This window comes from Streptomyces sp. NPDC051738, from assembly GCF_044453205.1.
Taxonomy (GTDB): domain Bacteria; phylum Actinomycetota; class Actinomycetes; order Streptomycetales; family Streptomycetaceae; genus Streptomyces.
Window position 1 is genome coordinate 349105 of record NZ_JBITCM010000008.1, and the last position, 21037, is coordinate 370141.

The window sequence follows — 21037 nt, forward strand, 5'->3', positions numbered from 1 at the left end:
AGGGGCGCGGGGAACTGCGCGACCAGCCCCCACCGGCCGGCAGACAACACACAACCCTCAAAGCCATCCGGCAAACTCCAGCAACAACTCCGCATCCTTGGGTCGTCCCACCCTCACTGCACGCACTCCGGACTCAACCGCCCGGAACAACGTCCACCCCCGCAACCGCTCCTGATCCACATCCAACGACTCCGCAAGCCGCTTCACCCGCCGCCGCGTAATCGCCGCCCCCGACGGCGAGGCGATCAGATCCTCCACCCGATCCCGCACCAACCGCGCCAGATCGAACGCACACTCCCCGACCACCGGATCCGGCCCCACCGCCAACCACGGCATCCGCTCCCCGGCCAACACCTTGCTCTGCCGAAACGTCCCATGCAGCAACCGCCGCTCAGGCGGCGCGCCCAACAACTCCTCGCGCGCCCCGAGCGCGGCCTCCACCAGCGCCGAAACCCCCGCCTCGCCCGACGCAGTCGCCCGCATCGCCTCGGCCTGCCGCCCCGTCCGCTCGGCCACGGTCTCAAAGGCATACTCGGCCGGCGGCTCGACCCACAGCCGCCGCAACGTCCCCGCCGCCTCCAGCAACGCCTTCGCCTCCGGCAACGACCGCACCGACATCTCCGGATGCAGCCGCTCCAGCACCAGCACACCCTCGGTCACGAAGGGTTCGAGCAGCTGTACGGCGCCCAGGCCGCCCCAGTGCGCGAGCGCGGCCCGCTCGCTCTCCGGGCGGAACCGGGGCGGGGCCAGCTTGAGCACGGCGGGGGTTCCGTCCGCACGCCGGACCAGCACCACCAGGCTGCTGCGGCCCCCGGGCATCTGCACCCGTTCAACGGTCAACTCGCGTAGCGCGACGGCCTGGCGGGCCGCCTCCGGCAGCTTCTCCAACCAGTCGTCACCGTCCGGTGCCGTCTCACCGAGCGCCCTGACCAGACGCTGCGGCGGTTCGAAAGCCATGCGCGAGTCGTTCCCTTCCCGTACTACCTGCGTACGTGCTCTGCGGCCCGCGTCACACGCTGGGCGCCGCCGATGCCGACGTGGTGCCCGCCCGCTCGGCGAGCCCAGGGAAGGCTACGCTCTCGCCCCGCCAGCGCACCGCCCGCACCGCCGCCTCCCGCAGCGCCTCGGCAGCGGTGCCCCGCAGCGCGCCCTCGGCCGCCCGCACCAGGTCGGAGTACACCCCGGCCACCCGGTCCTCCAGCTCGGCGGCGAGCCGGACGGCGGCGGCCGGGTCCGACACCGGGAACGGCAGCGCGTACGCGGCGCTCGCCGCGGCCGGCTCGGCGCCCAGGTCGCGCACCTCGCGCGCCAGCGCGTCCCGCCGCGCCCGGTGCGCGTGATAGGCAGCGCGTGCCTCCGAGCGCTGCCCCTCGGCGATGCGGCCGCCGACGACGCCGTACCCGTACACGGCCGCATGCTCGGCGGTGAGCGCCGCCTGCAGAGCCGTCAGCTGCTCCTTCTTACCGGTCTCGCTCACTTGACCCCCTCCGTCAGCAGATACGCGTGCACCGCTCCGGCCGCCGCCACGGAGGCCAGCAGCCGTGCCAGCTCACCCGGCACATCGAGCAGCTCCTTCGCGCGTCGGTTCGCGAGTTCACGCTCGGCCGTGGCCAGTTCGGCCAAGGCGTCCTGTTCCGTCGCGGGCGCGGTGGCCGAAGGCGAAGGGGAGGACGACGGCGATGCCTTTTCGGCCTGCGGCGCCTTGGACGCCGTAGAAGAGTCCGCGGACGGTCCGGAGGTTCCGGCGGCCCCGGAAGTGCCGCCGCCGAACGCCTCCGCATGCCGTACGGCCTGCGCCCGCAACGGCCCCACCAGCGCCGCCAGCACCGGATGGGCGGCGAGTACCGCGTCGTACCGCGCGACCAGGCCCTCGCTGTCCCGGGCCGCACGCGCGCGTGCCCGTTCGGTGAGCGACGGGCTGCCGCTCGTGGTGCCGTCCGAGTCCTCGGACCCGGAGGAGCAGCCCACCAGCAGGAGGCCGGCCCCGGTCGCGGCAGAGGCGAGCAGGGTTCTTCTGCGCGGCCCCGAGGGGGAGCGCGGTGGCGAGGGGTACGGCACGGCAGACGTCCTCGGGGAACTCGTACGAAACCAGTTACGAAAGCAGTTACGACAGCGGCTGCGGAACCAGCGGGCCGCAGGCCCGTGATCACGGTACCCGCGCAACCGGACGGCACCACTCATCGGCACCGTTCGTGTGCAGGTGGACGGCAACACTCCCTGCGACCGGATACCCTTTGACCAGACACCGACCCATCCCACAACAGCACACGCGGCCGAGGAGTCACCCGGATGAGCACCACCCAGAGCGAGAGGCTGCGAGAACTACTGGAACCGCTCGTCAGCTCTCAGGGCCTGGATCTCGAAGAGATCGAAGTGGACTCCGTCGGACGCAAGCGGGTGCTGCGTGTCGTTGTCGACTCCGACACCGGAGCGGACCTGGACGAGGTCGCCGATGTGAGCCGTGCGCTCTCGGCGAAGCTCGACGAGACGGACGCGATGGGTGAGGGCGAGTACACCCTCGAGGTCGGCACCCCGGGCGCCGAACGCCTCCTCAAGGAGCACCGGCACTACGTACGTGCGCTCGACCGGCTGGTGAAGTTCCAACTGGCCGACGACGGCGAGCTGGTGGCCCGCATCATCAAGGTCGACGACGAAGGCCTCGACCTCGAAGTGCCCGGAGTGAAGGGCCGCAAGGCCACCAGCCGCAGACTCGGCTTCCCGGAGATCGACAAGGCGCGCGTGCAGGTCGAGTTCAGCCGCAAGGACAAGAAGGAAGAGGAGGCGTAGCCGTGGACATCGACATGAGTGCCCTGCGGGGCTTGGTTCGGGAGAAGGAGATCTCCTTCCCCCTGCTGGTCGAGGCGATCGAGTCGGCCCTCCTCATCGCCTACCACCGCACCGAGGGAAGCCGCCGCCACGCGCGCGTGGAGCTCAACCGGGAGACCGGCCACGTGACGGTGTGGGCGAAGGAGGATCCCGAGGATCTGGAGGAGGGCCAGGAGGCCCGCGAGTTCGACGACACCCCGTCCGGCTTCGGCCGTATCGCCGCCACCACCGCCAAGCAGGTCATCCTGCAGCGGCTGCGCGACGCCGAGGACGACGCGACGCTCGGCGAGTACGCCGGCCGCGAGGGCGACATCGTCACCGGCGTGGTCCAGCAGGGCCGCGACCCGAAGAACGTCCTCGTGGACATCGGCAAGCTGGAGGCCATCCTGCCGGTGCAGGAGCAGGTCCCGGGCGAGACGTACCCGCACGGCATGCGGATCCGGTCGTACGTCGTTCGGGTGGCGAAGGGCGTACGCGGGCCGTCCGTCACCCTGTCGCGCACGCACCCCAACCTGGTGAAGAAGCTCTTCGCCCTGGAGGTGCCGGAGATCGCCGACGGGTCGGTGGAGATCGCCGCCATCGCGCGTGAGGCAGGTCACCGTACGAAGATCGCCGTACGGTCCACCCGATCCGGTCTGAACGCCAAGGGCGCCTGCATCGGCCCCATGGGCGGCCGGGTGCGCAATGTCATGGGCGAGCTGAACGGCGAGAAGATCGACATCGTCGACTGGTCGGACGACCCGGCCGAGATGGTGGCGAACGCGCTGTCGCCGGCCCGGGTCTCCAAGGTGGAGGTCGTGGACATGGCGGCCCGCTCCGCGCGCGTGACCGTGCCCGACTACCAGCTGTCACTGGCGATCGGCAAGGAAGGGCAGAACGCCCGACTCGCGGCCCGGCTGACCGGCTGGCGGATCGACATCCGTCCGGACACCGAGCAGGCCGGGGAATAGATCCAAGCCGCGGGTCGCTTAGATCACGTCAGGTTATCGCCCGGCAACTGTTCGAAGCCTGCCCCAAAGGGGTGAGGTCGGTACGGGGAGGTAGACTTAGCTGTGTCTGGCCGGACACGCGTCCGCGCATGCCCTGAGCGCACCTGTGTGGGGTGCCGGGAGCGAGCGGCCAAGGCTGATCTGCTGCGCATCGTGGCGATCGAGGACGAATGCGTCCCTGATCATCGCGGTACGCTGCCCGGCCGGGGTGCGTACGTACACCCCGCCCTGGTCTGTCTCGACCAGGCGGTACGCCGCCGGGCGTTCACGCGGGCGTTGCGCGCCCCGGGAGCGCTCGACACAAAGGCGTTGCGCCGGCACGTCGAGCAGAGAACAGTTGCTGAGCAGGCAACACCGTAAGAAGCGTCGTGCGGAACCCCCGCGCGGCCCTGGTACCCCGCGAGTTGGAAGTAGGTCGAGATTGCGATGAGCACTCGATGAGCACGCGATGAGTACGCCCATGAAGTAGCGACGGTCCGGACACACCCGGACCTAAAAGGAGCGAAGTGGCTAAGGTCCGGGTATACGAACTCGCCAAGGAGTTCGGGGTTGAGAGCAAGGTCGTCATGGCCAAGCTCCAAGAACTCGGTGAATTCGTCCGTTCGGCGTCTTCGACCATCGAAGCGCCCGTCGTCCGTAAGTTGACGGACGCCCTCCAGCAGGGCAACGGAGGCGGCAAGCCCGCCCCCGCACGCAAGGCTGCCCCGGCGAAGCCGGCGGCCCCCTCTCCGGCGCAGGCTGCCCGTCCGGCCGCCCCGCGCCCGCCGGCCCCCAAGCCGGCCGCTGCCGAGAAGCCCGCGGCTGCCGCCCCGGTGACTCCCGGCCCCCGTCCGACCCCGGGCCCGAAGCCCGCGCCGCGGCCCGCCCCGGCGTCCCCGGCTCCGACCACGCCCGAGTTCACGGCGCCCCCGTCGGCTCCCGCCGCACCGGCCGCCTCCCAGGGCTCCGGCGCACGTCCGGGCGCCCCGCGTCCGGCCGGCCAGGCCCCGCGTCCCGGCGCCCCGCGTCCGGGTGGCCCCGGCCAGGGCGGCCAGGGTCGTGGCGAGCGCAGTGACCGCGGTGAGCGCGGCGACCGTTCGGGCGCTCCGCGTCCGGGTGGCGGCGCCGCGCGTCCCGGTGGTCGTCCGGCCGGTCCCCGTCCGGGTAACAACCCGTTCACCTCTGGTGGCTCCACCGGCATGGCGCGCCCGCAGGCGCCCCGTCCGGGCGGTGCCCCGCGTCCCGGCGGCCCCGGTGCCCCCGGCGCTCCCGGCGGCGCTCCGCGTCCGCAGGGCCAGGGCGGTCCCCGTCCCCAGGGCGGCGCGGGCGGTCCCCGTCCGCAGGCTCCGGGCGGCGCGCGTCCCTCCCCGGGCGGCATGCCCCGCCCGCAGGGTGGCGGCCCGCGTCCCGGCGGCGGCCCCGGTGGTCCGCGTCCGAACCCCGGCATGATGCCGCAGCGTCCCGCTGCCGGCCCGCGTCCCGGCGGCGGTGGCCCCGGTGGCCGTGGTCCCGGTGGCGGTGGCGGTGGCCGTGGTCCCGGTGGCGGCGGTCGCCCCGGTGGCGGCGGCGGCTTCGCCGGTCGTCCCGGTGGTGGCGGTGGCGGCGGCTTCGCCGGCCGTCCCGGCGGTCCGGGTGGCGGCGGTGGCGGCGGCTTCGCCGGTCGTCCGGGTGGTCCCGGCGGTGGCGGCGGTGGCCGTCCCGGCTTCGGCGGTCGTCCCGGCGGTCCCGGTGGCCGTGGTGGCACGCAGGGTGCCTTCGGTCGTCCCGGTGGTCCCGCGCGTCGTGGTCGCAAGTCGAAGCGGCAGAGGCGCCAGGAGTACGAGGCCATGCAGGCCCCGTCGGTCGGCGGCGTGATGCTGCCTCGCGGCAACGGCGAGTCCATTCGCCTGTCGCGCGGTGCGTCGCTCACCGACTTCGCGGAGAAGATCAACGCCAACCCGGCGTCGCTCGTCGCGGTCATGATGAACCTCGGCGAGATGGTCACGGCCACGCAGTCCGTCTCCGACGAGACGCTGCAGCTCCTCGCCGGCGAGATGAACTACACGGTTCAGATCGTCAGCCCCGAGGAGGAGGACCGCGAGCTGCTCGAGTCCTTCGACATCGAGTTCGGCGAGGACGAGGGCGACGAGGAGGACCTGGTGGTCCGTCCGCCGGTCGTCACCGTCATGGGTCACGTCGACCACGGTAAGACCCGACTGCTCGACGCCATCCGCAAGACGAACGTCATCGCGGGCGAGGCCGGCGGCATCACCCAGCACATCGGTGCCTACCAGGTCTCGACCCAGGTCAACGACGAGGACCGCGCGATCACCTTCATCGACACCCCGGGTCACGAGGCGTTCACCGCCATGCGTGCCCGTGGTGCCCGGTCGACGGACATCGCGATCCTGGTCGTCGCGGCCAACGACGGCGTCATGCCGCAGACGGTCGAGGCGCTCAACCACGCCAAGGCGGCCGACGTGCCGATCGTCGTCGCGGTCAACAAGATCGACGTCGAGGGCGCGGACCCGACCAAGGTGCGCGGTCAGCTGACCGAGTACGGCCTGGTGGCCGAGGAGTACGGCGGCGACACGATGTTCGTCGACATCTCCGCCAAGCAGGGTCTGCACATCGACTCCCTGCTGGAGGCCGTGGTCCTCACCGCGGACGCCTCGCTCGACCTGCGGGCCAACCCGAACCAGGACGCGCAGGGTATTTCCATCGAGTCCCGCCTCGACCGCGGCCGCGGTGCCGTGGCGACGGTCCTCGTCCAGCGAGGCACGCTGCGGGTCGGCGACACGATGGTCGTGGGCGACGCCTACGGCCGCGTGCGCGCCATGCTCGACGACAACGGCAACAACGTCGCCGAGGCCGGCCCGTCCACGCCGGTCCAGGTCCTGGGTCTGACCAACGTCCCGGGTGCGGGCGACAACTTCCTGGTGGTGGACGAGGACCGTACGGCCCGTCAGATCGCCGAGAAGCGTGCCGCCCGTGAGCGCAACGCCGCGTTCGCCAAGCGCACGCGCCGCGTCTCGCTCGAGGACCTGGACAAGGTGCTCAAGGCCGGCGAGGTCCAGCAGCTCAACCTCATCATCAAGGGTGACGCTTCTGGTTCCGTCGAGGCCCTGGAGTCCTCCCTGCTCCAGCTGGACGTCGGCGAAGAGGTCGACATCCGCGTCCTGCACCGCGGCGTCGGTGCGGTCACGGAGTCCGACATCGACCTGGCTATGGGCTCCGACGCCATCGTGATCGGCTTCAACGTGCGCGCCGCCGGGCGTGCGCAGCAGATGGCCGAGCGCGAGGGTGTGGACGTCCGGTACTACTCGGTCATCTACCAGGCGATCGAGGAGATCGAGGCGGCCCTCAAGGGCATGCTCAAGCCGGAGTACGAAGAGGTCGAGCTCGGTACGGCGGAGATCCGCGAGGTCTTCAAGTCGTCCAAGCTGGGCAACATCGCGGGTGTTCTCATCCGCTCCGGCGAGGTCAAGCGCAACACCAAGGCGCGCCTCATCCGCGACGGCAAGGTGGTCGCGGAGAGCCTCAACATCGAGGGTCTGCGTCGCTTCAAGGACGACGTCACCGAGATCCGCGAAGGGTTCGAGGGCGGTATCAACCTCGGCAACTTCAACGACATCAAGGTCGACGACGTCATCGCGACGTACGAGATGCGTGAGAAGCCGCGGGGCTAACAGCCGACGGTTCGTGCTGGCCGGCGGGACTTCGGTCCTGTCGGCCAGCGCGCCGTTTGCCCGCCGGTTCACGCGGGCCCCGCGGCCGGGTCCACGGAGCGTAATATCCGTCGATCGCCTCGGCCCCTTCGTTGTACGGTTCTGATGTCCCCGCCCCATACGGTCGGCGAGGCCATCGATCCCGTACCGGCGGGTGAACCGGCTACATACATGTACGTGGGGACGCTGTCCTTCGACCTCCTCCTCGGCGACGTACGGTCGCTGAAGGAGAAGCGCTCCGTCGTCCGCCCGATCGTCGCCGAGCTCCAGCGCAAATGCGCGGTGAGCGCGGCCGAGGTGGACCACATGGACCTCTACCGGCGGGCCGAGATCGGCATCGCCGTGGTGTCCGGCGACACCGGTCACCTCACCGACGTACTGGACCGGTGCGAACGGCTGGTCGCCGGCCGTCCCGAAGTGGAACTGCTGTCGGTACGGCGGCGCCTCCACGGTGATCATGACGACTGACGATCAACAGCCAAGAACGAAGAAGAAAGAACGGGAGACGGACCAGTGGCCGACAACGCGCGGGCGAAAAGGCTGGCGGACCTCATCCGAGAGGTGGTGGCCCAGAAGCTGCAGCGCGGGATCAAGGACCCGCGGCTCGGCTCACACGTCACGATCACGGACACCCGCGTCACGGGTGACCTGCGGGAGGCGACCGTCTTCTACACGGTGTACGGGGACGACGAGGAGCGGGCGGCCGCGGCCGCCGGTCTGGAGAGCGCCAAGGGCGTGCTCCGGTCGGCCGTCGGTGCGGCCGCGGGCGTGAAGTTCACGCCGACCCTCACCTTCGTCGCCGACGCCCTCCCGGACACCGCTCGCACCATCGAGGACCTCCTCGACAAGGCGCGCCAGTCCGACGAGAAGGTGCGTGAGGTGTCCGCGGGCGCGAAGTACGCCGGTGAGGCGGACCCGTACCGCAAGCCGGAGTCCGAGGACGAGACGGACGGCGACACCGCGGAATGACGCAGAAGCACACCACGCCCGACGGCCTTGTCATCGTCGACAAGCCGTCGGGCTTCACTTCGCACGACGTGGTCGCCAAGATGCGCGGCATCGCGCGCACGCGCCGCGTCGGGCACGCCGGCACCCTCGACCCGATGGCGACGGGCGTCCTCGTCCTCGGCGTCGAGAAGGCGACCAAGCTGCTCGGTCATCTGGCCCTGACCGAGAAGGAGTACCTCGGCACCATCCGCCTGGGCCAGACCACGCTCACCGATGACGCCGAGGGCGAGATCACGGGGTCGGCCGACGCCTCGAAGGTCACCCGGGAGGCCGTCGACGCCGGGATCGCCAAGCTGAGCGGCGACATCATGCAGGTGCCGTCCAAGGTCAGCGCCATCAAGATCGACGGCGTGCGCTCCTACAAGCGGGCACGCGACGGCGAGGAGTTCGAGATCCCGGCGCGGCCGGTCACCGTCTCGTCCTTCTCGGTGTACGACGTCCGGGCGGCCGTCGCCGACGACGGCACCGCCGTCCTCGACCTGGTCGTTTCGGTGGTCTGCTCCTCCGGCACCTACATCCGTGCCCTCGCCCGTGACCTGGGCGCCGACCTCGGCGTGGGCGGCCACCTCACGGCGCTGCGCCGCACCCGCGTCGGCCCGTACAAGCTGGACGCCGCCAAGACGCTGGACCAGCTCCAGCAGGAGCTGACGGTGATGCCGATCGCCGACGCCGCCACGGCCGCGTTCCCCCGCTGGGACGTGGACGCCAGGCGCGCCCGGCTGCTGACCAACGGGGTGCGCCTCGACATGCCCGACGAGTACGCCGATGCCGGGCCCGTAGCCGTCTTCGACCCCGAGGGCCGCTTCCTCGCGCTCGTGGAGCAGCAGAAGGGCAAGGCGAAGAGCCTGGCCGTGTTCGGCTGAGGCTCCGAGCTCGCGGTGCCCTTTCGGTGCCTGCCCGTGGAGCGGCGGTCACGGGGTCGTCCTCTGCCCGCCGCTCCACGGTCCCCCCTCGGTTCCCCCACCCCTAGGGTGTATCCAGCGACCCCGGTCTGTTCACCCGTCTGTGCAGGCGCTCGGAGTGAACCGAGGGAGCGGAAGGGGGCGCGTTCGCCGAGCGATCTGTCCCGCTGATCACTTCACGCCTACCGTCGAAAAACAAAGGGTGCAGGCGGATGAGCGTGTGACGTGCGGCGGGGAGGTTCGACGATGGCGGGACGGGGCCCGACGCCCGGGACGGCGGAGAACACGCAGGGTGCGTCGGATACGCCGGACGACGTCGGCCGGTCCGAGAAGGACTCCTGCGTACGGCACTCACGTTGCTCCCAGTCCCACGACGGCGACGGGGCCCGCGCTCGCGACGACGACCGGGCCCGCGTCCGCGACGAAGGCCTGGTCCGCATCCACGACCTGGCCGGGCGGCCACGTGGTCTCGGCTTCGTGGCCGACCACCACGGCACGGTCGTCACCAGCCACGAGGTCGTCGACGGCCTGCCCTGGCTGGTCCTGTACGCCGCCGACGGCGGCCGGAGCTGTGTCGTCGCCGCGGTCGCGGTGACATCGTTGCCTGCGCTGGGCCTGGCTCTCGTACGCACCGAGGGCCTGGGCGTGGACCCGATGCCGGTGACCGCGCGGGACCGGGTCGAGACCGGGGCGTACGTGCGGATCGCGGCCGGCGGGTGGCGGGAGGCGCGGGTGCTGGGCATGGCGTCGGTCACCTACACGGCGACGGACCGCTGCCATCTCCTCGATGGCGCCCTGGAGTTGGCGATCGGCACGGCCGGCCGGGACGCGTTGCGGCTGGGCGGAGGGGCGGCCGGGGGACCCGTGCTCGACGCCGGGACCGGCGCGGTGGTGGGAGTCCTCGGCACGGCCCTGCGGTCCGGTGGCCGTGACGCCGGGTTCGCGGTGTCGCTGCTGAAGTCGCCCGACGGGCCGCTCGCCGAGCTGCTCGCCGAGAACGCGGCGACGGTGCCGGCCTACGGCGCCGACCTGAACCTGGCGGGCGTACTGGAACTGACGGCCACGTCGGTCGGGCAGGACGGTCCCGCAGGGACGCTGACGGGCTGTGTGGGCCGGGTGGACGCCGGGGGAGTGGGAGCGGCAGGGCCAGTAGCCCCGGTCGAACGCGCCTCGGTGGCAAGGGAGTTCGACGCCTTCGCCGAGAGCGACGCAGCGGTCCTGGGCCTGGTCGGGCCCCCGGGCAGCGGCCGTACGACGGAACTCGCGGCCCTGGCCGCCCGCCGCCACCGCGGCCCGGCACCGGCTCCCACGCTGTGGCTGCGCGGCGCCGATCTGAAGGACGACGACGACTCCGTGGCCGACGCCGTGCGCCGGGCGCTGATCCGGGCCGCCCGCATCGTGGCGGCCTCGACCTCGTCCGACCCCGCCACGCAGGGCGACACGACCCCCGAACGCCTGGCCCACCACTCCCACACCACCGGCCGCCCCCTCCTGCTCCTCCTCGACGGCCCCGAGGAGATGCCCCCACTCCTGGCCCACCGCCTCACGGACTGGACGCAGGGCACGGCGGAGTGGCTGCGGGAGACCGGGGCGCGGTTGGTGGTGGCGTGCAGGGCGGAGTACTGGGAGGGGGCGGGGGCGGAGTTCCCGGAGGAGTCGCTGTACGGGGCTGGAGGCATTCCAGCCCGTCCGGGGGTAGCCCCTGGGACGGGCAGCGGGGGCGAGGAAGACTCCCGGGGCCTCCCGCCCTGTGTACCGCTCGGCGACCTCACCCCCGACGAGGCCCAGCAGGCCCGTGCCCGCTACGGCATCCCGGAAGCCGCCCTGGCAGCCCTCGACGCCCGCCACCCCCTCACCCTGCGCCTCCTCTCCGAGGTCCGCGCCGCCCTCCCCGACACCCCGCACCCCCCACTCGACCGCGACGACGTCCTCTGCGCCCACCTCGACCTCATGTGCCTGCGCATCGCGGTGCGCCTCGCCGCCGAGAACGGCCTGCGCGGCACCGCCGTGCGCCGCCTCGCCGCCAAGGTCTCCGGCCAGGTCCACGAGGCCGCCCGCCGCAGCCTCGGCCCCGGGCAGGGAGAGCTGGACCGTACGTCCTTCGAGGCCGTGTTCCCGTGGGGCCCCGCCCCGGCGCGGCTCGGCGGCGGCACCGGCTGGGCGTCCGCCGTCCTCACCGAGGGCCTCCTCGTCCCCGCCGGCAACGGCTACCGCTTCGCCCACGAGGAACTCGCCGACTGGATCCAGGGCATGCACCTCGACCTGGACGAGGCCCTCCAGGCACTGGTCCACCGCCGCCGCACCCACCCCGATGCCGAGCACCCTCTCCCCGTACCGCACCACCGCATCGGCCCCGTCGTACAGGCCCTACTCCTCCTTGCCCGCCAGCACGAAACCGCCCAACTCGTCCGCCGACTGGAGGAGTTGACGCACGCCCTCGACGCCGACCGGCACTCCTGGTGGGCCGCCCGCCTCCTCGCCGAGACCCTGCTGCGAGTCCCGGACGCGACGCCGTATCTGGACGTACTGCGCCTGCTAGCCGACCACATCGTCACCTGGCGGCACCGGGGACGCCCCGCGCCCCGGGACTTCCACCCCGACTTCTGGACCGCCCTGCGCCTCCCGGACACCGACCGCTTCGACCTCCTCCGCGACCTGGTCCGCGCCGACGGCCCCCCGCACGAGACGGAACCCGCCCCGGGCGACGCCCTCCCGCCCACCACAGGCGACCGCGCACAAGAGCCGACCATCTCCGTCTCCACCCCCTTCTCGCCTGAAGCCACCGCGACGCCCTCCCGCAGCCCCCGCTACCTCGACGCCGTGGCCCATCTCCTCGCCGCCACCCCGAGCGCCGTACAGGCCCACCTCACCCGCTGGTTCGACGACGACCGGCCCCTGCCCGCCACCCCGCACGCGACCGTCGCCCGCGCCGCCCAGGCCCTGCTCTACGCCCACCGCAACCGCGCCCTCGACGACCTCACCGAGACCCTTGTCGACAGCGCGCACCGCAGGGCCGACGAACTCCTCGCCGGGCTGGCCGAAGAGGAACCGTCCGCCATCTGCCGGGCCGTCGACCGCTGGGCGCACGACGAGCGGCCCGCGCGGCGCGTCGCGGCCGTGGCGTACGGACTGCGCGCCGCGCCCCATGTCCACACCGAGGCCGACCGCGAGCTGCTCCGCTACGCCGCCCTCGCCCTGCTCGCCCGCCCCGCCGACTGCAGCCTGCACAGCGGTGCGGTCGCCCTCCTCGTCCGGGATCCGCGCACCCGTGCCCGTCACCTCCCGCAGGCGCTGGCGCTCTTCGCGGACGCCGACCCGCAGTTCCCGCCCAGCGCCCTGGTCGCCGCCCTGGCCACCCACCCCGAACCGGTCCTGGACGCCTTCCGTGAACGCCTGAACCGACCGGACCCCGGGCAGGCGCTGCGTACCCTCGCCGAGGTCACCACACCCGGCCTCGCCCTACGCGCCGCCGCCCTCGTCCGGGAGGCGGTCTATCGGCACCCCGAGTCCGCCGCCGACGTGGCCGCGTACGTCGACCGGCGCCTCGACCAGGGCCCCGCCGCCCGCGTCGTACTCCTCCCGCTGGTCACCGGCCTGCTGGACGGCGGTACGGAACAGGTGCGGGCCGCCCTCGCCGCCGTACTCGCAACGTCCGGCACCCCCGAATCCCGCCCGCTGCGCCGAGAACTCCGCGACCTCCTCCTCGCCCACGAACGCGCCCCCGCCGTCCTGGACGCCTTCCTGCACGCCACCGTCCAGCGGGGCGACGAGCGGGTGGACGAGGACGAGGACCTTCGCGGCCTGGTCCATCACACCGGCCTGCTCCTCGTCCGCACCCCGGACGGCGCGGCACGCTTCGACCGGGGTCTGGTCGATCTGGGCCGCCGCGTCCCGGGCTTCGCCGCGCGGGTCGCCGGCTGGCTGACCGACGCCCCGCAGGAGTGGTCCGCGGTGGTCGGGCCGAGCAGCCGCCGGATGATCGAGAACCTGGCAGGCGTACGAGTCCCCGCCTGACCGGCGCGTCCGTGCGTGCACCCGGTCACACCCCCATGCCGATGCGGGCCCGAGGCATCCGGCATGGCACCCTTAGACCTGCGTAAGAGCGTGTGAGGCAAAGACGGACACGGTTCGACGAGTTTGCGACAAGGAGCAGGCACAGTGCAGCGCTGGCGTGGCTTGGAGGACATCCCCCAGGACTGGGGGCGCAGCGTCGTCACCATCGGCTCCTACGACGGAGTCCACCGCGGACACCAGCTGATCATCCGGCATGCCGTGGACCGCGCCCGTGAGCTGGGCGTTCCCGCCGTCGTCGTCACCTTCGACCCGCACCCCAGCGAGGTCGTCCGCCCCGGCAGCCACCCGCCTTTGCTCGCCCCGCACCACCGTCGCGCCGAGCTGATGGGCGAACTGGGCGTGGACGCGGTGCTGATCCTGCCGTTCACGACCGAGTTCTCGAAGCTGTCGCCGGCCGACTTCGTGGTCAAGGTCCTGGTCGACAAGCTGCATGCCAAGGCGGTCGTCGAGGGCCCGAACTTCCGCTTCGGCCACCGCGCGGCGGGCAACGTCGAGTTCCTCGCCGAGCAGGGCAAGGTCTACGACTTCGAGGTCGAGGTCGTCGACCTGTACGTGACCGGTGAGGCGGGCGGCGGCGAGCCGTTCTCCTCGACCCTGACCCGGCGTCTGGTCTCCGAGGGCGACGTCGAGGGCGCCGGCGAGATCCTGGGCCGTCCGCACCGCGTGGAGGGCGTCGTGGTACGAGGTGCTCAGCGGGGGCGCGAACTCGGTTTCCCGACCGCCAACGTCGAGACCCTGCCGCACACCGCCATCCCCGCCGACGGCGTCTACGCCGGCTGGCTGCACGCCCAGGGCGAGGCGATGCCGGCCGCGATCTCCGTCGGCACGAACCCGCAGTTCGACGGCACGGAGCGGACGGTGGAGGCGTACGCGATCGACCGGGTTGGGCTGGATCTGTACGGCCTGCACGTCGCCGTCGACTTCCTCGCCTACGTCCGCGGCCAGGCGAAGTTCGAGTCGCTGGAGGCCCTGCTGGAGCAGATGGCCGAGGACGTCAAGCGCTGCCGCGAACTGATCGAGGCCGCGGAGGCCCGCGGCTGACGCCGGGCGGCGCGTTCGCGGCCACTGTCGTGTATGCGCCGGTAGTACCTGACTGTCGTACGCGACGGTCGTAGCTGACGCCGAAGGGCCGGCACCGTGAAGGTGCCGGCCCTTTCGCCGTTTCGGGACGCTCCGCTACTGCTGCTGGGGCGGCGCCTGTCCCGGCGGGAACCCCGGATGCGGCTGCCCTCCGCCGGTCTGGTCGTACGGCTGCTGGGTGAACCCGGGCTGCTGAGGCGGGCCGGACTGCCAGGGCTGGCCGGGCTGGACCCCGGGAGGGCTCTGGAACGGCTGTCCGCCCTGGGTCTGGTGGCCGGGCATCGGGGGCGCCATGGTCGGCGGCGGGTTGTTTCCGTCCCCCGTCCACAGACCCTGCTCCTGCTGAGCCCGCACGAAGTCCTCGGCCACCATCGTGGCCAGCTCGAAGTACGCCTCCCGCACCTTCGGCCGCATCATGTCGAGGTCGACCTCGGCACCCGCCGCCAGATGCTCGTCGAACGGCACGACGATCACACCCCGGCAGCGCTGCTCGAAGTGGTTGACGATGTCCTCGACCTTGATCATCTTGCCGGTTTCGCGGACTCCGGAGATCACGGTGATGGACCGCGAGACCAGGGCCGCGTACCCGTGCGCCGACAGCCAGTCGAGCGTCGTGCTGGCGCTGCTCGCCCCGTCCACCGACGGCGTCGAGATGATGATCAACTGGTCGGCGAGGTCGAGCACTCCGCGCATGGCGCTGTAGAGCAGACCCGTACCCGAGTCCGTGAGGATGATCGGGTACTGCCGACCCAGCACGTCGATCGCGCGCCGGTAGTCCTCGTCGTTGAACGTCGTGGACACGGCCGGGTCCACGTCGTTGGCGAGGATTTCGAGGCCCGACGGCGCCTGCGACGTGAAGCGGCGAATGTCCATGTACGAGTTGAGGTACGGGATCGCCTGGACGAGGTCGCGGATGGTGGCGCCGGTCTCCCGCCGTACCCGGCGGCCGAGCGTGCCGGCGTCCGGGTTGGCGTCGATGGCGAGGATCTTGTCCTGCCGCTCGGTGGAGAGCGTCGCGCCCAGGGCGGTGGTCGTGGTCGTCTTGCCCACGCCGCCCTTGAGGCTGATGACCGCGATGCGGTAGCAGGAGAGCACCGGAGTGCGGATCAGGTCGAGCTTGCGCTGCCTCTCCTGCTCCTCCTTCTTCCCGCCGATCTTGAACTTCCCCGCGCCGGGGGTGGGACGGCTGCTCTTGGCCTTCTGCTTCCGGCTGTTGACCAGCCGGTCGGAGGTCAGCTCGACGGCGGCGTTGTAGCCGAGCGGCGCGCCCGGGCCGACCTGGCTGCGCTGGTCCTGCTGCGGCCAGGCGGCACCGGTGCGGGGGTCCACTCCGGGGTGGCCGGGGGCCTGGGCGTAGGGCTGCTGGGCCTGCGGCGGCTGTCCGGGCTGGGCCTGCGGCTGGGCCGGGGCCTGCGGCGGAGGCGCAACGGGCTGACCCTGCTGTGGGTGGCCCTGCTGCGGGTGGGGCTGCTGCGGGTGCTGCTGTTGGGGCTGGGCGGCGGGGGGCTGTTGCGGGTAGCCGTAAGCGCCCTGCGGCGGCTGAGGTGCGGGCTGTTGCGGGTAGCCGTAGCCGCCCTGTGGGTTCTGGGGTGCGGGCTGTTGCGGGTAGCCGTAAGCGCCCTGCGGCGGCTGGGGCGCGGGCTGTTGCGGGTAGCCGTAGCCGCCTTGCGGGTTCTGGGGTGCGGGCTGCTGGGGGTAGCCGTAAGCGCCCTGCGGGTTCTGGGCAGCGGCGTGCGGCGGGAAGCCTTCGCCGCCCTGCTGGGCGGCGGCAGCCGGGGGCTGGGCGGGGGCCTGGGCCGGGGGCTGCTGTGCGTTGGCCGGCCAGCCGGGCGGCGCGGACTGCGGTGCCTGGGGCTGGGCCGGGGCGGCCGGCTGGACGCCGGGCTGCTGCTGGTGCTGCCCGGGCGCCGCCGACCACTCCGGAGCGCCGGTCGGTGCGGCGCCGGACGCCGGTGCGGGCGCCCCGCCCGTGGCCGCCGACGGGAACTCGGGCGGGAGCGGAGGGACGGTCCCTTGCGGGGCCGGCGGCGGAGTCCAGCCGGCCGACGGGTCCTGCTGCGGAGGAGCCTGGGCAGCTGCGGCCTGTTGAGCAGCAGCCTGGGCGGCCGCGGCCTGCTGCTGTGCGTCGCTCGGTGCGGTCGAGTCGCTTCCGGTGGGCGCGGCGCCCTGCGGCTGCGGCTGCGGTTCGGCGGGGCCTGCTTCGGCCTCGCCGGTCGGGACGGCGGCCGTACCTCCGGCGCCGTCCGAACCCCCCGCAGTTATGTCGTTGGCGGCACCCGACCCTTGCTGGGCGTCTGCCGCCCCAGCACCGTCGGTCGCGCTCTGCCCGGCTGTACCGCCCTCGCGGGGGTCGGCCGAGGGCGCGGCGCTGCTGGGGGCCGGCTCGGCCTGCGCAGAGGCATCCGCCGGTGCGGCCGCTCCCGTCGGCACCTGGGTGCCCTCGGCGGGAGTCGCCGATGTGGCGCCGCTGTCGTGTGCGGTGGAGGCCTCGTTCGTCGCCGGGGCGACCGGCGCGGCGGCGGGCTCCTGGCCGTCACCGGTCGTGGCTGCGCCGGAAGACGGAGCGCCGTTACCGCCCTCCGTGCCCTCGCTGCCGGAAACCGCGGCACTGACGACAACTCCGACACCGTCGGAACCGCCGGCCTGGACACCGGACGGCCCCGGAACCTCGGGGGCCACCGGCGCGGGGGTGTTCGGTGCGGGCGGGTTCGGCGCCACGTGTGGGTGCGGCGCCACGTTCTGATTCGGCGCCACGTTCTGATTGGGGGCCAGGTATTGATTCGGGGCCGCGTTGGGGTTCGCCGCCCACGGAGCAGGCGGCGTCGCACCGGCCGCACCCGTCGACGGGTCGTACTGTCCGCCGTGACCGGTCCCCGCGTTGGAACCGGACGTATCGCCGTAACCAGGATGCGGCGCGGGGGCAGGCGGGACAGGGGCAGCAGGAGGGGCGGGGGCAGGGGCAGCGGGAGCCGCGGGAGGCGCAGGCGGGGGAGCCGCCGCCTCTCCGGTGGGCGCCGCGCCCTGGGTGTACCAGGCAGGCGCGGCGTAGTCGATGGTGAACTCACCCGTCATCTCGACGGCGGACTCCGCGTCGGACTGGTCATCGCTGGGCGTGGTCCAGCCCGCCCGCAGCCCGTCCCGATCGCTCTGCACAATTCCTCCTGGTGTGGTCTAGCACCCTCGTGCCCTGGGGCACTCATGTGCCGGGCTGGGGGCGACCGTTCCTGTCGTCCGATCCGCTGGTTTCCCCTGGACGCGAACAACCCACCCGGGGGTTCCGACGTCGCACCCGCATCAAGCGTAAACGCCACAGGTGTCAGCAGGGCAGGCCCGTCCTGTGTGCGTTCGCACCCGCAGCATCGCTGGCCCCTTCGGGCTACTCCGCTGGGAGCCCTCCGTTGTGCGGTGCGGGCTCCAGGTCGAACTCGCCGTCGCGTGCGCCGAGTACGAAAGCCTGCCACTCCGCCTCGGTGTAGCGCAGCACGGTGTCCGGATCCAGGGAGGACCGCATGGCCACCGCGCCGGCCGGGAGATAGGCGATCTCGACACGCTCCTCGTGCTCTTCGGTGCCGGGTGCGCTATGCCACTCGACATCCGAAATGTCCAGGGCGTAGAGCTCGTCCCGCTCCCTCTCCTTCCGTGCCTTGACGTCCTCGTCCGGTGTCCCCGCGGCGCTGTCGCGTGCGTCGGCCATGGTCAAAGGGCCCTTTCTGATGGGCGAACGACGTGCAGGATCACCTTACTCAGACTCCGGGGGGTCGCACGGTGCAACGATCTGGTCACGAAATGGAGCCAGGTGCCGAGGTGTTCGACATACCACGCGAGTTTGCGTCCAAGGCGAGCTCTCCGGCCCGTGGGCCTTGGTCGCTTTCATCCATGAGTGTGCCGTTACGGGCGAGTGGTGACGTCACCCTCCGGCGGACGAGGTGGAGACCCCGGCCGCCAGAGGCGCCGTACGTCGAACTCCCCACCACGACACGCATGTTCCTACGAAACCATGACGCGCAGGTTCCTACGAGCCCGGAACCTCACGTGCCATGCCATGCCATGCCCTGAACGAGGCTCTCCCCGCCGTGGACTCGGTCCACGAGAACTGAGTCCAAGAGAACTCAGTCCAAGAGAACTCAGTCCATACGGCGAGCGGCTCCGAGGAGGCCGGTCTCCGCGTCGGTGGGCTGTGTCATCACGTACTGCTGGTGCTTCTGCGTGCACCACAGGGCGACGCTGTCGGCAAGGGTCGGCAGCGACGCGGTGTCGTCCCGGCCCAGCCGCATCACCTTGCCCACGACATCGGCCTCCTGCGGCGAGATCCGCTGCAGACCGACGACGTCGGCGTTGGCCAGCAGACGCGGCGCGGTGGGGCCGAGGTAGGGGACCAGCGTCAGCACCGACTGCCAGGGCGCCGGGCTGAGTCGGCTCCTCGGCGGGCGGATGCCCAGGTCGCGGATGATGAGCACGGGGCTGGCGGGGGACGGACCCTGCGGAGCGATCCGCCCCACCTGGTGCACGGTCACACACTGCTGGCCGCCGCCGGCTGCCTGCGCCATCGGCGACCACAGCTGGGGACGCGCCGTCTCGACGGCCACGCGGGCGCCGATCGCCGCGGCGCGCAGGGCGATGACCTGGGCCAGCCAGGTACCGCCCACCATCAGGATGTCCAGCCGTGTGGGCCGGCACAGCCCCAGTACCGCGGGCTGGTTGTTGGGGTCGACCCCGAGGATCAGGCCGTCGTCTCCGACGGGCATGGCCAGCTGCGCCAGCAGGTCGGCGTCCACGACGTGGCGCTCACGCCGGGGGCCGAGCAGACCGAAGGCCGAGCGCAGGCGTCGCTCCGGCCCGAGCCGGGTGGGTTCGGCGTTGCGGGGCAGATGGCCGGGACGCTGCCCGGGCACGCCCGATGCCGAGGATCCGAAGCCCGGACGGCCGGAGGCGGGAACTGTGGGGGCGGACATCAGCGAGTACCTCCCAGCGGCAGGGTGGCGAGAACTCCGGGCAGCTGCTCACGGTCGAGCCGCAGCAGACCGATCTTGAACGCGGACGCGGACCGCTCCAAATGCTGGGTCGCCTGCGCCAGTTCGTTCTCACCGCGACCGGTGACCCGTACGTGCCCCGACAGCGCCAGGGTGTTGCCCCGCCTCTTGCTGATCGTGAGCGAGAAGGTGCTGGCCAGTGCGGGCGACGAGGTCACCGCGCCGATCAGCTGGGGAAGAGGGGGCGTACCGGCGCCGAGCTGCGGCCACTTGGAGATCCAGTACGTGGTGTGCCAACGGTCGTCACAGCGCCAGGCACGGGTGCTCTCGGCCGTACGGCGGTTGGAGCGGCTGCCGTCGAGCGCGGCACCGCCGGTGGTGGCCAGAGGGTTGACGCAGCTGGAGGTGGCGATGGCCGCGACGATCTCCGACTCGGTCAGCACCTTGGCCTGCAGACCGGCGCCCATGAGGCGGCTGGCCAGCTGGTCGGCGACCCGCAGCAGAGCCCGCCGGGCCCCCTGCATACCGCCGCCGCGGGCCGCCACGGCCTCCGGGCAGAGCTCCGGGTCGAGCTTGAGCGCAACCCAGGTGAGCCGCAGACCCGGCGTCATGCTCTGCGCCTGCAGCGGACCGTAGGAGCGGACCGCCATGGCCTGCGGAGGCAGATGCGTCGCCGGCGCGGGCTGGGTGTGCTGGACGACCTGGACGGAGGCGAGCCGGATGTCGTCCACCTCGAGCAGACCCTGGATCAGATCGAGAGGAATGTCACGGGCACCCTGCGTCGGACGCAGCGGGATGTCCGCGGCCTGCACCTGCACGAGTGCGGTGAGGAAGGTGCCGTCGCCGACCATGCCGATCTCGCGCTGCTCACGGTCCTGGAAGGTATAGGTCCGCAGCGCCGGGTCGCACTCGACGGCCGGAGCGAAGCCGGGGTCGGTGCCGGGCGGCACGGGCTCGGCGTTGCGCTTGCGGCGCTCCCGCTGCGCACGAGAGGTGGCGAACCCCTCGGCCAGCGGCAGACCGCGCCGACGGAGCAGACCCGCCAGCACCAGCGGTACGGCGAGCACGATGCCCACGGTGAGACCGATGGGCCGCAGCAGCCACCCGATCAACAGCACCGCGGCGGCCAGCTCGAAGCCGACCAACTGCTGGACCCGGATCGGGCCGATACTGCCGGGTCGCCTGGAGAGCACCGGGGAAACCGGGCTCGGACGACCAGGGGGTGCGGACCGCTGTGCGGGTTCCGGCCCTTGGTTTTCCTGCGTACGACGGCTGCCGTTACGGCGCCGGGACCTGGTCGCAGTGCTCATCCCCCGCTACAACCCCTTTGCATTCTCTGACCGCTACTTGAGCTGGCGGCGCACCACCGTACCCCGTACCGTACGGTGCGATCGTCACACGGCATAGTAGAGGCCCCTGCAGGAGCAAACGCCACGGAGTACCGGGCGGCCCTGGGGAATTCCGCAATCGGAAACAAAGCGAAAAAACGGGGAGTTGACCCA

General features: G+C 72.2%; 16 protein-coding genes. 9 read left to right on the plus strand and 7 right to left on the minus strand.

What is annotated here, in order from left to right:
• Positions 1–57: 57 nt before the first annotated feature.
• The 3 genes from ACIA8X_RS21375 to ACIA8X_RS21385 are packed head-to-tail and all read right to left on the minus strand — an operon-like array spanning position 58 to position 2058.
• Entirely contained in the window at positions 58–957 is a 900-nt protein-coding gene (locus tag ACIA8X_RS21375) for an aminoglycoside phosphotransferase family protein (RefSeq protein ID WP_399458879.1), read from the minus strand.
• 52 nt (positions 958–1009) lie between these two features.
• On the minus strand, positions 1010–1477 hold the full coding sequence (locus ACIA8X_RS21380; RefSeq protein ID WP_393450277.1) for a ferritin-like domain-containing protein: 468 nt from the start codon (positions 1475–1477) through the stop codon (positions 1010–1012).
• Complete coding sequence (locus ACIA8X_RS21385; protein WP_399458880.1) at positions 1474–2058, minus strand: hypothetical protein; 585 nt, start codon at positions 2056–2058, stop codon at positions 1474–1476. Before ACIA8X_RS21385 ends, ACIA8X_RS21380 begins: the two co-directional genes overlap by 4 nt.
• A 231-nt stretch (positions 2059–2289) precedes the next feature.
• Here ACIA8X_RS21385 and rimP point away from each other — a divergent pair, with 231 nt between their 5' ends.
• The 9 genes from rimP (at position 2290) to ACIA8X_RS21430 (ending at position 14526) form a co-directional block, all read left to right on the plus strand.
• Positions 2290–2787 carry a ribosome maturation factor RimP gene (gene rimP, locus ACIA8X_RS21390; RefSeq protein ID WP_393450271.1) on the plus strand — a complete coding sequence of 166 codons (498 nt, stop codon included), beginning with the start codon at positions 2290–2292 and terminating at the stop codon, positions 2785–2787.
• A gap of 2 nt (positions 2788–2789) precedes the next feature.
• A complete protein-coding gene (gene nusA, locus ACIA8X_RS21395; RefSeq protein ID WP_062702002.1) occupies positions 2790–3776 on the plus strand; it encodes a transcription termination factor NusA in 987 nt (328 codons plus the stop codon).
• Between the two features lie 102 nt (positions 3777–3878).
• Positions 3879–4175: a YlxR family protein gene (locus tag ACIA8X_RS21400; protein ID WP_393450268.1), complete on the plus strand. Its 297-nt coding sequence runs from the start codon at positions 3879–3881 to the stop codon at positions 4173–4175.
• 146 nt (positions 4176–4321) lie between these two features.
• Positions 4322–7462, plus strand: a complete 3141-nt coding sequence (gene infB / locus ACIA8X_RS21405; protein ID WP_399458881.1) for a translation initiation factor IF-2 — start codon at positions 4322–4324, stop codon at positions 7460–7462.
• Between the two features lie 210 nt (positions 7463–7672).
• Positions 7673–7969 carry a DUF503 domain-containing protein gene (locus tag ACIA8X_RS21410; protein WP_393451087.1) on the plus strand — a complete coding sequence of 99 codons (297 nt, stop codon included), beginning with the start codon at positions 7673–7675 and terminating at the stop codon, positions 7967–7969.
• A 45-nt stretch (positions 7970–8014) separates the two neighbouring features.
• Complete coding sequence (gene rbfA / locus ACIA8X_RS21415; RefSeq protein ID WP_393450262.1) at positions 8015–8470, plus strand: 30S ribosome-binding factor RbfA; 456 nt, start codon at positions 8015–8017, stop codon at positions 8468–8470.
• Entirely contained in the window at positions 8467–9372 is a 906-nt protein-coding gene (truB, locus tag ACIA8X_RS21420; RefSeq protein WP_393450259.1) for a tRNA pseudouridine(55) synthase TruB, read from the plus strand. The genes rbfA and truB overlap by 4 nt, the downstream gene beginning before the upstream one ends.
• A gap of 285 nt (positions 9373–9657) precedes the next feature.
• Positions 9658–13425, plus strand: coding sequence for a trypsin-like peptidase domain-containing protein (locus ACIA8X_RS21425; protein WP_399458882.1), 3768 nt, complete (start codon positions 9658–9660; stop codon positions 13423–13425).
• Positions 13426–13569: 144 nt separating this feature from the next.
• Positions 13570–14526 (plus strand): bifunctional riboflavin kinase/FAD synthetase, encoded by a 957-nt coding sequence (locus ACIA8X_RS21430; RefSeq protein ID WP_393450253.1) that lies wholly within the window; start codon positions 13570–13572, stop codon positions 14524–14526.
• Positions 14527–14661: 135 nt separating this feature from the next.
• Here ACIA8X_RS21430 and ACIA8X_RS21435 read toward each other — a convergent pair whose 3' ends face one another.
• From ACIA8X_RS21435 to eccE, 4 genes are all read right to left on the minus strand, one after another.
• A complete protein-coding gene (locus ACIA8X_RS21435; RefSeq protein WP_399458883.1) occupies positions 14662–17718 on the minus strand; it encodes an SCO5717 family growth-regulating ATPase in 3057 nt (1018 codons plus the stop codon).
• A gap of 223 nt (positions 17719–17941) precedes the next feature.
• Positions 17942–18259, minus strand: coding sequence for a DUF397 domain-containing protein (locus tag ACIA8X_RS21440; protein ID WP_393450247.1), 318 nt, complete (start codon positions 18257–18259; stop codon positions 17942–17944).
• Positions 18260–18689: 430 nt separating this feature from the next.
• The gene (locus tag ACIA8X_RS21445) at positions 18690–19517 is read right to left on the minus strand and encodes a hypothetical protein (RefSeq protein ID WP_399458884.1); all 828 of its coding nucleotides are present in this window, start codon (positions 19515–19517) and stop codon (positions 18690–18692) included.
• The gene (eccE, locus tag ACIA8X_RS21450) at positions 19517–20845 is read right to left on the minus strand and encodes a type VII secretion protein EccE (RefSeq protein ID WP_393450241.1); all 1329 of its coding nucleotides are present in this window, start codon (positions 20843–20845) and stop codon (positions 19517–19519) included. The genes ACIA8X_RS21445 and eccE overlap by 1 nt, the downstream gene beginning before the upstream one ends.
• Positions 20846–21037: the final 192 nt, after the last annotated feature.

What these genes read in the sequence shown, in the direction of transcription:
- truB (WP_393450259.1), top strand. Translation starts at nt 8,467, where the DNA reads ATGACGCAGAAGCACACCACGCCCGACGGCCTTGTCATCGTCGACAAG.
- ACIA8X_RS21425 (WP_399458882.1), top strand. Translation starts at nt 9,658, where the DNA reads ATGGCGGGACGGGGCCCGACGCCCGGGACGGCGGAGAACACGCAGGGT.
- ACIA8X_RS21445 (WP_399458884.1), bottom strand. Translation starts at nt 19,517, where the DNA reads ATGTCCGCCCCCACAGTTCCCGCCTCCGGCCGTCCGGGCTTCGGATCC.
- ACIA8X_RS21375 (WP_399458879.1), bottom strand. Translation starts at nt 957, where the DNA reads ATGGCTTTCGAACCGCCGCAGCGTCTGGTCAGGGCGCTCGGTGAGACG.
- eccE (WP_393450241.1), bottom strand. Translation starts at nt 20,845, where the DNA reads ATGAGCACTGCGACCAGGTCCCGGCGCCGTAACGGCAGCCGTCGTACG.
- rimP (WP_393450271.1), top strand. Translation starts at nt 2,290, where the DNA reads ATGAGCACCACCCAGAGCGAGAGGCTGCGAGAACTACTGGAACCGCTC.
- ACIA8X_RS21440 (WP_393450247.1), bottom strand. Translation starts at nt 18,259, where the DNA reads ATGGCCGACGCACGCGACAGCGCCGCGGGGACACCGGACGAGGACGTC.
- ACIA8X_RS21410 (WP_393451087.1), top strand. Translation starts at nt 7,673, where the DNA reads ATGTACGTGGGGACGCTGTCCTTCGACCTCCTCCTCGGCGACGTACGG.